This window comes from Reyranella sp. (assembly GCF_030651995.1).
Classification (GTDB): Bacteria; Pseudomonadota; Alphaproteobacteria; order Reyranellales; family Reyranellaceae; genus Reyranella.
In genome coordinates this window covers 31700-43102 of sequence record NZ_JAUSBN010000067.1, presented here as the reverse complement: position 1 = coordinate 43102, position 11403 = coordinate 31700, and the positions used below count along the sequence as shown (strand labels likewise).

Below are 11403 nucleotides of genomic sequence, written 5' to 3'. Positions count from 1 at the left end.
CCTCACGGAACGATCAGAGCACTCCTTTGCGGGCGCGAGATCCTTCGCTGCGCTCAGGATGACAACTGGAGTCAGCATCAAACGAACGTCAGCAGCCGGCGCGGATTGCCGACCAGGATCGCGTCGATCTCGGCCTCGCTGTAACCGCGCTTGTTCATCATCGGCACGACGTTGCGGAAGATGTGGCCGTAGCCGTGGCCGCCGAAGCTCGCAAGGCGGGTGCGGTAGCAGATGTCGTGGCTGATCACGACCCGTTCGAGATGGCCGGCCTCGATAAGCGCGCGGATCAGCTTGAGCCGCGTCGCGTCGTTGGGCATGTCGATGTCGCTCAGGCCGTAATAGCTCGATTCCTGGCCGAACAGGTCGAACTCGACCGTCACGCCGGAGTCGGCCAGCTTCAGCAGGCGCGGCTCGTCGAAGACGGTGCGGTCGATGTGGCTGATGACGATGCGTTCGGTCGGAAAGCCGGCCGCCTTGGCGAAGTCGGCGATCTCCTGCGGCTGGTCGGGATCGCGGCCGGGATGGACGTTGATCGAGGCGCCCGTCTCGGTGGCGGCGATGAAGGCGCCCTGCATCACGCGCTTCTCGGTGTCGGTCCACGGCGCCTGGCAGCCGATCTCGCCGATCATGCCGGCACAGACGTCGGTGCCCCAGGCGCCGTCGTGGATCTGGCCGATCATCTCGGCGGCGAAGTCCTCGACCGTGCGGTCGTGGTTCCGGGGATCCTGGTAGTCGTTCACGTAGTAGCCGCAGCCCATCACCAGATGGACGCCGGTGCCGGCCGCGATGCGGCGCAGCCCGTTGGGATCGGGCGAGAGGCCGCCGCAGGACAGTTCGACGATGGCGTCGCCGCCCTCGTGCTTCATCATCGCCACCTCGCGGGTGGCGATGTCCTCGAGGTCGAGCATGTACTTGCGGCCGGCGCGCTTGATGCCGTGGCCGTAGTTGATCTGCCAGACATTCTCCAGGGTGATCTCGGGGCCGAGATCGTTATCCGAGCGCGTGCCGGGCGGACGGATGTCGCACAGCACGTGTTCGTGCATCAGCGTCCGCCCCAGTCGCTCGGGCTCGATCGGCCCGAGGACGGTCTGGATTCTTCCCTTCAGCTCCGGACGGCTCATTGCGGCTCCAGCTTCGCGGCCTCGACGACCTTCTTCCACTTCGCATACTCGGCGGTCATGTGCTTGGAGAGGTCCTCCGAGGAGCCGCCCAGCTCGGCGGCGCCGGCGGCGCGGATCTTCTTGATGACGTCGGGCTCCTTGGAGGCCTTCACCAGCTCGTCGGAAAGCTTTTTCACGATCTCCGGCGGCGTGCCGGCCGGCGCCGCCACGTACCACCAGGGCGCCGCATCGAAGCCCGGGAAGCCCTGCTCGGCGATGGTCGGCGTATCCGGCAGCGCGAACCAGCGCTTGCCCGAGCTCACGCCCAGCGCCCGAAGTGTGCCGGACTGAATGTGCGGCAGGTAGGGCGGCAGGTTGTCCATCGTGCTGGGAATGTGCCCGGCCAGCAGGTCCTTCAGCACCAGCGAGCTGCCGCGATAGACGACATGCTCGACCTTGAAGCCCGCGAGCGACTGGAAATACTCCATCGCCAGATGGCCGGTGCCACCGATCGCCGGCGAGCCGAAGCTCACCTTGTTGGGGCCCTGCTTCTTGCAATACTCGACATATTCCTTGGCCGTCTTCACCGGCATGTCGGGATGCACCGCCAGCACATTGGCGACCTCGCCGAACAGCGCGACCGGCGCGAAGCTCTTCACGCTGTCGTAGGGCATGTTCTTGTAGAGGAACTGGTTGGTGACGGCGGTGCCGACGGTGCCGAGCAGCAGCGTGTAGCCGTCGGCCGGGGACTTGGCGACGATCTCGGCCCCGACATTGCCGCCGGCGCCGCTCTTGTTGTCGACCACGAAGGTCTGGCCCCAGACTTCCTGAAGGTGCGCCGAGGCGATGCGGCCCAGCAGGTCGGTCGTCCCGCCCGGTGCGAAGGGCACGACGACGCGGACCTGCTTGTTGGGGTAGGTCGATTGCGCCCAGCCGTGGCGGGCCAGCATCGGGGCGGCAAGAGGAACGGCAACGGCGCCCGCGATGAGGCTGCGGCGCCCGATCATCCTGGCGATTGTCTTATTGGTCATGGCGAAGCTCCCTTGTTCGGGCGACTATATCGTCCGCCAATTGGGAGTTAAATGTGACCGCAGCATTGATTGGGTACACAGATCGCATCTCGGTACGGAGCGGCGAGAAAATCAGCTTCAAGGTCTCGAGCGCGGGACCGGCACCCTATCACGCCATGCTGGTCCGCATCGTGCGCGGCGATCCCAACCCCGGCGGACCGCCGCCGAAGCTCGAGGACCTGTCCGAGCTGTTCGACGGCCGCTTCGCGTCGCGCGTGCAGCACGCCTGGCCCGGTTCCTACGGCCTGGTCGAGGGGGCGAAGGATATCGAACTGCCCGGGGCGCTCCAGGTCGAGGCGCTGATCTGGCCGACCCTGCCCGAGGACGGGCCGCAGACCGTGATCTCGCGGAGAGAGGCCGCCACCGGCGCGGGATTCGCGCTGGTGCTGACGCCGGACGGCATGGCGCTGGAAACCGGCACGGATCGCATCGTGGTGGGCAAGAAGCTGCGAGCGCGCATCTGGTATCGCGTCTGGGCGAGCGCCGATCCCGAGAGCGGCACGCTGCGCGTCGGCCAGCAACCGCTGGCGCGCGCCTTCGGCACCGACGACGAGGGCGAGGCGAGCGGCAAGGCGTCGTCTCCTGCCCTGGAGGCCGCCGCCCCGGTGATGATCGGTGCGGAGCCCGCAACCGACCGGCCGGCGCAGCGCTGCTTCAACGGCAAGATCGAGGCGCCGCGCATCCAGGGCTTTGCCGCCTGGGATTTCACCCGCCGCATGGACTCGATGGAAATCGAGGATACCGGCCCCAACCGTCTGCATGGCAAGCTGATCAACCTGCCGACCCGCGCCATGAAGGGCTCGGCCTGGACCGGCGCCGAGCGCGACTGGCGGCGCGCGCCGCATCACTATGCGGCGATCCATTTCCACGACGACGACCTGCACGATTGCGGCTGGCTCGACGATTTCAGCTTCACCATCCCCAAGGAAATGAAGAGCGGCATCTACGGCATGCAGCTCTCCTGCGGGACGCAGCGCGACGTCATCCCGTTCTTCGTGCGGCCGCAGGTCGGCAAACCGCAGGCCAAGGTCTGCTATCTGGCCTCGACCTTCACCTATCAGGTCTATTCCAACTTCTCGCGCGGCGTGTACGACGATGCCTTCCGCAAGAGGGTCGCCGACTGGAAAGCCTATCCGCACAATCCCGACGAGCACCGGGACTATGGCCTCTCGACCTACAACCATCACCGCGACGGTTCGGGCGTGGCCTATTCCTCGCGGCTGCGGCCGCTGCTCACCTGGCGGCCGAACTTCCTCAGCTTCAACGACGAGGCGGGATCGGGCCTGCGCCACCTGCCGGCCGACACGCATCTCACCGGCTGGCTCGACCGCATGGGCATCGCCTTCGACGTGGTGACCGATCACGATCTCGATGAGAAGGGCGTTGAGATCCTCTCCTCCTACAAGGTCGTGCTGACCGGCTCGCATCCGGAATATCACACCGAGGGCACGCTCGACGCGCTGCAGGCCTATACCGAGAGCGGCGGCCGGCTGATGTATCTCGGCGGCAACGGCTTCTATTGGCGCGTGGCGCTGTCACCCAAGGTGCCCGGCGCCATCGAGGTGCGGCGGACCGAGGGCGGCATCCGCACCTGGGCGGCCGAACCCGGCGAGTATTACCACGCCTTCGACGGCGCCTATGGCGGCCTGTGGCGCCGCTCGGACCGGCCGCCGAATCTCCTCTGCGGCATCGGCTTCTCGAGCCAGGGCACCTTCGTGGGCGATTCCTACCGGCAATCGCCGGCGGCACGCGACAATACCCACGCCTGGGTGTTCGAGGGCGTGAAGGACGAGTTGTTCGGGGGCTACGGCTTCTCGGGCGGCGGTGCGGCGGGCTTCGAACTCGACCGGCTCGACCACCGGCTGGGCAGCCCGCTCAACGCGGTGGTGCTGGCCTCGTCGGAAGGCCACGACCGCCGGAACTTCGTCGTGGTCCACGAGGAGCGGCTGGGCTTCACCACGACCATTCCCGGCCAGACGCTGGAGCAGCTGATCCGCGCCGACATGACCTATATCGAGAAGCCCAAAGGTGGCGCGGTCTTCTCGGTCGGCTCGATCACCTATTGCGGCAGCCTGCCCCACAACAAATTTGACAACGACGTGTCGCGGCTCACCTTCAACGTCGTGAACAAATTCGGCGAGCTCGGACTCAAGTGGCCTTTTTGACTTCGGGCGTCAGCCGGGCGAGCAGGCCGCGGGTGGCGGACTCGATCATGCCGATGGCCCGCTCGTAGTCGTCGACCGTGCCGCCGAACGGATCGGGAATGTCGAGGATGCCGAGCGGCGGGGCATAGCTCATCAGGAGCTGCGGCTTGTCCACGAGGTCGCGCGGCGCCAGCCAGCGCATCTCGACGAGATGGCCACGTGTCATCGCCAGCACGTGGTCGAAGTGTCGGATGTCCTCGCCCGTGATCTGGCGCGCGCGGATACCGGTGATGTCGTATCCGCGCGCCGTCGCCACGTCGATGGCCGGCTTGGTCGGCGGCTGGCCGACATGGCTGGCGCCGGTGCCGGCGGAATCGATCTCGAAGGCGTCGGCGAGGCCGGCCTTGGTGGCCAGCGAGCGGAACACGCCTTCGGCCGTGGGCGAGCGGCAGAGGTTTGCGGTGCAGACGAACAGGATGCCAATGGTCATGGTCGCCGACCCTAGCACGGCGCTAGAGTGGTGGCATGCATCAGGATTTCTTCCCGCCCGGCATCGCGGTACTGACCGGCGCCGGCATTTCCAAGGAAAGCGGGATCGACACGTTCCGCGACGCTGACGGGCTGTGGAACCGGGTCGACCTCGAGGAGGTCGCGACCCTGGAAGCCTGGCACCGCGACAAGAAGAAGGTGCTCGACTTCTATAATGGGACACGCGCCCTGTTCCGCGCGGCCGGCATCGCCCCGAACGACGCACACAAGGCGCTGGCCCGGCTGGAACGGGAGTATGATGGTGAAGTGACGATCATCACCCAGAACATCGACCTGCTGCACGAGCAGGCCGGGTCGAAACGGGTGATCCACATGCATGGGCAGGACGGCGAAATCCGTTGCATGGAATGCAAGACGGTGTTCGCGTCCGATCACGACCTCAATCCAACGTCGATCTGCCCTCACTGCAATTCGGTGGGTGAGCTCCGGCCCAACATCGTCTGGTTCGGCGAGATGCCGCTGCATCTCGACGAGATCTACGAGGTGCTGGAGCGCTGCGGCCTTTTCCTGGCGATCGGCACCTCGGGGGAGGTCTACCCCGCTGCCGGCTTCGTGCTGCACGTGCGCCGCCACGCGCCGCGCGCCCGCACGGTCGAGCTCAACCTCGAGCCGACCGGCAACAAGAGCCTGTTCCAGGAACACATCTATGGCCCCGCCACCGGGACCGTGCCGCCCTATGTGGCGCGTGTGCTGACGCAGGGCTGGCGATAGAACGAGAAGAAGAGACGGAGGAAGCCCATGCCAGACATGACCCACGGACTGAACGAAGGGCCGCACGGCGCGCATCACATCGCCGTCGATGTGCACGGCCAGAACTTCTATTCGATCGACCGGCAGTTCCAGGACCTGATGCGGCTCTACATGGAGCCCGGCCTGCTGCGGCAGATGACGCCCCACTTCGAGCGGCTGGGCGGGCTGGCCGGCGGCCGGCTCGACGAGCTGGCGATGGTCGCCGACAAGCATCCGCCGGTGCTGCAGCCGCGCGACCGCTTCGGCCGCGACGAGGACTGGATCGACTACCACCCCGCCTATCGCGAGATGGAGAAGATCGCCTATGAGGAGTACGGCCTGCACGCGATGAGCCATCGCGCCGGCGTGCTCGGCCTGGCGGAGCCGGCACACCCGCTGGTGAAGTACGCCTTCACCTATCTCTTCGTGCAAGGCGAGTTCGGGCTGATGTGCCCGGTCTCGATGTCCGACACGTCGAACTTCACGATGAAGACCCACGCCTCGCCCGAACTGAAGCGCCTGCTGATGGACCGGCTGCTGAGCCAGGACCCGGCACACATGATGAAGGGCGCGCAGCTGATGACGGAGAAGGCCGGCGGCTCCGACGTCGGCGCGCTGGAGACCGAGGCCGAGCGCATCGGCGTCGGGGCCGACGGGATCGAGCGCTGGAAGATCTACGGCCAGAAGTGGTTCTGCAGCCATGCCGATGCCGACCTGGCGTTGATCCTCGCGCGCCCGCGCGGTGCGGCGGCGGGCACCCGCGGTCTCGCCATGTTCGCCCTGCCGCGGCGCCTCGAGGACGGCTCCCGCAACAGCTACCGGATCGTGCGCCTGAAGGACAAGCTCGGCACGCGCTCCATGGCGTCGGGCGAGATCGTGCTCGACGGCGCCACCGCCTATCTGGTCGGCGACGTGAACCACGGCTTCAAGCAGATGATGAGCCAGGTCAACCTGTCGCGGCTGAGCCATGGCGTGCGCGCCGCCTCGATGATGCGCCGCTGCCTCAACGAGGCATTGGCCGCCGCGCGCGGCCGCCGCGCCTTCGGCAAACCCACGTCGGAGTATCCGCTGCTGCGCCGCCAGCTCATGAAGATCATGCTGCCGACCGAGCAGGCGCTGTCGATGTTCGCCTTCTCCGCCGACGCGATGGGCCGCGCCGACAAGGGGGACAAGGACGCCGCGAACCTGCTGCGTGTCCTGACGCCGGTCTACAAGTTCCGCGCCTGCCGCGACAATATCCCGGTCGCCAGCGCCGCCCTCGAGGTCCGCGGCGGCATCGGCTACATCGAGGAATGGGTGACGGCACGGCTGGTGCGCGACGCCCAGATCGGCACGATCTGGGAAGGCACCTCCAACATCAACGCGCTGGACGTCGTGCAGCGCGCCGTCGGCAAGTCGGGCGGCCACAAGACGCTGTCCGCCGCGCTGAAGGCGAAGTACGAACCCAGCGGTGCCCTGCCCGGCCAGTACAAGGGCCTGCTCGGCGCCACGCTCGACCGGGTCGAACGCTTCGTCGAGGCGGTTGCCGCCGATCCCAGACAGGAAAAGCGCTCCCGCCTCGCCGCCGGCGCCCTCTATCACGCCACGACGGCGGCCCTCCTGGCCTGGGAAGGCGCGACGCTGGGCGCAGAAGGCGGCGATGCCCGCCGCCTCCTCCTGTCACGCCTCGTCATCGAATACCGCCTGGCGCCGCAGGATCCACTGTCGCTCGGTGAGTCAGGTTGGGAGGAAGAAGCGATCAACCTCCTCCTCGACGACGCGCCCGTGCCGTTGGCGAAGGCTGTGGCGTTGGTGGCGGCATAGCAACAAAAGGTCCCTCGCTGCGCTCGGGATGACAATTTTGGGTTGTTGACTAACACTATTTGTTACGGAAAGTTGTCATCCCGAGCGCAGCGAGGGACCTTTGGCGACCGATGTTCACCTACTACGTCTACATTCTCACGAACGTTAAGCGCAACGTGATGTATGTCGGCGTCACAAATGATTTAGGGAAGCGCATCGCCGAGCATCGGGCCGGCACGGGTGGCGCCTTCACGCGGCAGTATCGGGTTCATACTTTGGTCTATGCCGAGGAATATCAGCAGATCGAAGACGCGATCGTGCGTGAGAAGCAGATCAAAGGCTGGCGAAGGTCCAAGAAGGACGCGTTGGTCGAAGCCGCCAATCCGACTTGGGCCGATTTACTTGATCCAAACATCGGCAAAGGTCCCTCGCTTCGCTCGGGATGACAATTTTGGTTTTATCAATGACGTGCGCAATGTCATTCGCGGACGCACACCTTTGGCAACCCCATAATTGTCATCCCGAGCGAAGCGAGGGACCTTTCCTCTAACGCCTGAGTACCTCCTCCGTGTGCTCACCCAGCAGCGGCTCGCGATAGAGCGGGCTCGACGGTTCGTTCCTGAAGCGCACCACGGGGCCGAAGTGGAGGCGGCCTTCGGCGTCGGTCACCATGAAGCCGCGCTTCTGCAGGTTGGCGTCGGCGATGGCTTCGGGGAGCGTGTTCACCGGGCCGTAGCAGATGTCGAGCGTCGCGAGATAGTCCATCCAGTGGGCGAGCGGCTTCGCGCGGAAGGTTTCGGCGAGAAAGTCCATTACCGGCTTCTGGTGCGCACCGGGCCATTCGCAGAGCGGCGCCATCTCCGGTTTGCCGAGTGCCCCCAGCAGATTCCTGATGAACTTCATCTCCTGGCCCGCGATCACGAGCTGGCGGCCGTCGGACGTGTCGTAGACGCGATAGAATGCCGAGCCGCCGGTCGTGCGCTGCTGCTTCACGTCGGGCGCCTTGTTCTCGGCGAAGGTCGTGCCGACCACGTTGGCGCAGGAGGCCATCAGCGATTCGTGCATCGAGACGTCGATATAGTCGCCGCGGCCGGTATCCTTGCGGCGCAGCAGCGCCATCAGCACGCCGGCCAGACCATGGAGACCGCTCACCAGGTCGGCGACCGGAATGCCGGGGATGGCGGGGCGGCCGTCGTCGCCCAGGGTCAGGCTCAGCACGCCGGTCATGGCCTCCAGCGCGAGATCGTGCGCGGCGCGGCCGGGATAGGCGCCGTCCTGGCCGAAGGCGCTGATCGAGCAATAGACGATGCCGGGGTTCTTCGCCGCGACGGCCTCGTAGCCGATGCCGAAGCGGGCGGCGACGCCGGGCCGGAACGATTCGACCAGCACGTCGGCCTCGCAGGCGAGACGGAAGAGATCGGCACGGCCCTGCTCGCTCTTGAGGTCGAGCACGACGCTCTTCTTGCCGCGGCCCATGTTGCGGAAGAACACCGAAGTGCGCTGGTCGGGCGGCAGGATGTGACGGCCGGGATCGCCCTCGCCCGGCGGCTCGACCTTGATCACCTCGGCGCCGTGATCGGCCAGCGACGTAGTGAGATAGGGACCCGGCAGGAACCAGGAGAGATCGACGACCTTGATGCCCTGAAGTTTCATGACGACTTGCCCAGCAGTTCTTCGTTGTCGGCGCCGAGGGCTGCGCAAGCGGCCTGCGCCAGGCGCTCGCCATCGATGCGCAGGGGATTGGCGAGGACGCGCAGCTCGCCTCTCACCGGATGCGGCACGGCGGAGACCATGCCGGTGGCACGTGCGAAATCGCTGTCGAGCGCTTGATCCAACCGATAGACCGGCGCGGCCGGCAGCAGCCCGTTCATGGCAGCGAGCCACTCGGCCGTCGTGCGTGTGCGAAAGGTCACGTCGAGCTCGACCGACATCGAGGCACGATTGCGCGCGCGTGTATTGGGATCGGGAAAGCGTGGATCGGTGACGAGATCGCCGCGTCCCATCACTTCGCACAGGTTCAGCCAGAATTTCTGCGTCATGCACATGATGAAGATCCAGCCGTCCTTGGTCGGGAAGGTCTGGACCGGCGCCAGCGAAAGATGCGCGCTCCTCGGCACCCGCGGCGAGACATCGCCCTCGTTCAGGTACCAGAGGCCGGGATAGGTGAGCTGGTGCATGGCGACATCATAGAGGCAGGTATCGACGTCGCAGCCCTGCCCCGTGGTGCGGGCGCGCAGCAGGCAGCTCAGCAGGCCGACAATGCCCGTCAGGCCGCTCATGCTGTCGATCATCGAAACGCCGACGCGCGTTGGCGGCCCGTCGGGCTCGCCGGTCAGCTCCATCAGCCCGGCCTCGGCCTGCATCAGGAAGTCGTAGCCCGGCCAATCTCTGCGTTCATTATCGCGCCCGTAGGCCGAGATGTGGAGGCAGACGATCGAGGGCTTCAGATGCTTCAGGCTGGCATAGTCGATGCCGAGCTTCGCGGGCTGCGTGCCGCGCATGTTGTTCACGACGCAGTCGGCGCCTTTCACCAGCGCCTCGAACTGCCGACGCCCCGCCTCCGACTTCATGTCGAGGGTCACGCTCTTCTTGCCGAGGTTCCAGGCCTGGAAATATTCGCTGTCGTTCTGCCCAAGCTTGTAGGGTCCGACCTGGCGCGAGGGATCGCCGCCCTGCGGCGCCTCGATCTTGATCACCTCGGCGCCCAGCTCGGCCAGGAACATCGTGCCGTATGGACCGGCGCCGAACTGTTCCAGGGTGAGGACGCGGATGCCTTCGAGCGGCTTGCCGCTCACGAGATCGGGTTCCGCTTGATCAACTGCCGCGCGATGATGATTCGCTGCATCTCGTTGGTGCCCTCGCCGATGCAGGTCAGCGGCGCGTCGCGATAGAGGCGCTCTATGTCGTATTCCTTGGAGTAGCCGTAGGCGCCGTGGATGCGCATCGATTCGATGCTGTTCTCCAGGGCGGCCTCCGAAGCGAAATACTTGGCCATGCCGGCTTCCATGTCGCAGCGTTCGCCACGGTCGAAGATGGCGGCGGCGTCGAGCGTCAGGAGGCGGGCGGCGCGGGCGCGCGTCGCCATCTCGCCCAGTTTGAGCTGGATCGCCTGATGCTCGCAGATCGGCTTGCCGAAGGTCCTGCGCATCTGGGAGTAGCTGGTCGCGAGCCGCAGCGCGCCCTCGGCGATGCCGACGCCGCGCGAGGCCACGTTGATGCGGCCGAGCTCGAGCCCGCCCGCGACCTGCGCGAAGCCCTGGCCCTCGACCTCGCCGATCAGGTGATCGGCCGGGATCCTGTAGTCGTCGAACACCAGCTCGCCGGAATCGATCGACTTGTAGCCGAGCTTCTCGAGCTTGCGGCCGACCGTGAAGCCCGGCCCCTTGGGCGTGATGAACAGGCTCATGCCGGTGTGGCGCGGGCTGGCCTCGGGATCGGTCTTCACCAGCATGGCGAAGCAGTGGCCCTCGATGCCATTCGAGATCCAGGTCTTGGTGCCGTTGATCACGTAGCCGTCGTTGCCGTCGCGCCTGGCGACCATGCGGATCGACTGCAGGTCGGTGCCGGCATCGGGTTCAGTCAACGCAAGACCGCCCCGGATCTCGCCCGTGGCGAACTTGGGCAACCAGCGCTCCTTCTGGCGCGGCGTGCCGAACTTCTCGACCGCCAGCGCCAGCATCAGGTGGGAGTTGAAGATGCCGGTGATGGCCATCCAGACCGACGAGACGCGCATCACGATCTCGGCGTAGGTCGTGGCCGGCAGGCCGAGCCCGCCATATTCCGGGCTGATCGTGGCGCCGAACAGGCCGAGTTCCTTCATCTGCTCGACGATCTCCGCCGGCCACTTGTCGGCATGGTCGAATTCCTTCACGCGCGGCGCCACCTCCCGCTCGATCCAGCGGTCGATGGTGGCAAGCAGCTGGGCTTCGTCGGCCTTGTCGATCGTCTTCATTCGGTCCTCCCGGCCGCCATCATGCCCGACGGAAGGGGGCGGACAAGGCCGCGGAACCTCAGGACGAAATCCAGGCG

Annotated in this window: 10 protein-coding genes; 4 read left to right on the top strand and 6 right to left on the bottom strand. The window is 66.3% G+C overall.

Annotated elements, in window-relative coordinates:
- Positions 1-77: 77 nt before the first annotated feature.
- Positions 78-1121, bottom strand: a complete 1044-nt coding sequence (locus Q7V45_RS20635; RefSeq protein WP_304855560.1) for a phosphotriesterase — start codon at positions 1119-1121, stop codon at positions 78-80.
- On the bottom strand, positions 1118-2131 hold the full coding sequence (locus Q7V45_RS20630; RefSeq protein ID WP_304855558.1) for a tripartite tricarboxylate transporter substrate binding protein: 1014 nt from the start codon (positions 2129-2131) through the stop codon (positions 1118-1120). Before Q7V45_RS20630 ends, Q7V45_RS20635 begins: the two co-directional genes overlap by 4 nt.
- A gap of 53 nt (positions 2132-2184) precedes the next feature.
- Here Q7V45_RS20630 and Q7V45_RS20625 point away from each other — a divergent pair, with 53 nt between their 5' ends.
- The gene (locus tag Q7V45_RS20625) at positions 2185-4335 is read left to right on the top strand and encodes a N,N-dimethylformamidase beta subunit family domain-containing protein (RefSeq protein ID WP_304855557.1); all 2151 of its coding nucleotides are present in this window, start codon (positions 2185-2187) and stop codon (positions 4333-4335) included.
- On the opposite strand, the gene Q7V45_RS20620 is transcribed toward Q7V45_RS20625, so the two are convergent.
- A complete protein-coding gene (locus Q7V45_RS20620) occupies positions 4319-4804 on the bottom strand; it encodes a low molecular weight protein-tyrosine-phosphatase (RefSeq protein WP_304855554.1) in 486 nt (161 codons plus the stop codon). The two genes, Q7V45_RS20625 and Q7V45_RS20620, sit on opposite strands and share 17 nt — an antisense overlap.
- A gap of 35 nt (positions 4805-4839) precedes the next feature.
- Here Q7V45_RS20620 and Q7V45_RS20615 point away from each other — a divergent pair, with 35 nt between their 5' ends.
- The 3 genes from Q7V45_RS20615 to Q7V45_RS20605 all read left to right on the top strand — a co-directional run bounded on the left by Q7V45_RS20615 (position 4840) and on the right by Q7V45_RS20605 (position 7820).
- Positions 4840-5574 carry an NAD-dependent deacylase gene (locus tag Q7V45_RS20615; protein ID WP_304855553.1) on the top strand — a complete coding sequence of 245 codons (735 nt, stop codon included), beginning with the start codon at positions 4840-4842 and terminating at the stop codon, positions 5572-5574.
- A 27-nt stretch (positions 5575-5601) separates the two neighbouring features.
- A complete protein-coding gene (locus tag Q7V45_RS20610) occupies positions 5602-7395 on the top strand; it encodes an acyl-CoA dehydrogenase family protein (RefSeq protein WP_304855551.1) in 1794 nt (597 codons plus the stop codon).
- A 110-nt stretch (positions 7396-7505) separates the two neighbouring features.
- Entirely contained in the window at positions 7506-7820 is a 315-nt protein-coding gene (locus Q7V45_RS20605; RefSeq protein ID WP_304855550.1) for a GIY-YIG nuclease family protein, read from the top strand.
- 100 nt (positions 7821-7920) lie between these two features.
- Here the strand turns inward: Q7V45_RS20605 and Q7V45_RS20600 are convergent, their stop codons facing one another.
- The 3 genes from Q7V45_RS20600 to Q7V45_RS20590 are packed head-to-tail and all read right to left on the bottom strand — an operon-like array spanning position 7921 to position 11326.
- The gene (locus tag Q7V45_RS20600; RefSeq protein ID WP_304855548.1) at positions 7921-9027 is read right to left on the bottom strand and encodes a CaiB/BaiF CoA-transferase family protein; all 1107 of its coding nucleotides are present in this window, start codon (positions 9025-9027) and stop codon (positions 7921-7923) included.
- A complete protein-coding gene (locus Q7V45_RS20595; RefSeq protein ID WP_304855547.1) occupies positions 9024-10169 on the bottom strand; it encodes a CaiB/BaiF CoA-transferase family protein in 1146 nt (381 codons plus the stop codon). Before Q7V45_RS20595 ends, Q7V45_RS20600 begins: the two co-directional genes overlap by 4 nt.
- On the bottom strand, positions 10166-11326 hold the full coding sequence (locus tag Q7V45_RS20590; RefSeq protein WP_304855546.1) for an acyl-CoA dehydrogenase family protein: 1161 nt from the start codon (positions 11324-11326) through the stop codon (positions 10166-10168). The genes Q7V45_RS20595 and Q7V45_RS20590 overlap by 4 nt, the downstream gene beginning before the upstream one ends.
- Positions 11327-11403: the final 77 nt, after the last annotated feature.

Bases quoted from the DNA above. Each gene is read 5' to 3' on its own strand.
- Q7V45_RS20635 (WP_304855560.1), bottom strand. From the start codon at position 1,121: ATGAGCCGTCCGGAGCTGAAGGGAAGAATCCAGACCGTCCTCGGGCCG.
- Q7V45_RS20630 (WP_304855558.1), bottom strand. From the start codon at position 2,131: ATGACCAATAAGACAATCGCCAGGATGATCGGGCGCCGCAGCCTCATC.
- Q7V45_RS20620 (WP_304855554.1), bottom strand. From the start codon at position 4,804: ATGACCATTGGCATCCTGTTCGTCTGCACCGCAAACCTCTGCCGCTCG.
- Q7V45_RS20615 (WP_304855553.1), top strand. From the start codon at position 4,840: ATGCATCAGGATTTCTTCCCGCCCGGCATCGCGGTACTGACCGGCGCC.
- Q7V45_RS20610 (WP_304855551.1), top strand. From the start codon at position 5,602: ATGCCAGACATGACCCACGGACTGAACGAAGGGCCGCACGGCGCGCAT.
- Q7V45_RS20605 (WP_304855550.1), top strand. From the start codon at position 7,506: ATGTTCACCTACTACGTCTACATTCTCACGAACGTTAAGCGCAACGTG.
- Q7V45_RS20600 (WP_304855548.1), bottom strand. From the start codon at position 9,027: ATGAAACTTCAGGGCATCAAGGTCGTCGATCTCTCCTGGTTCCTGCCG.
- Q7V45_RS20590 (WP_304855546.1), bottom strand. From the start codon at position 11,326: ATGAAGACGATCGACAAGGCCGACGAAGCCCAGCTGCTTGCCACCATC.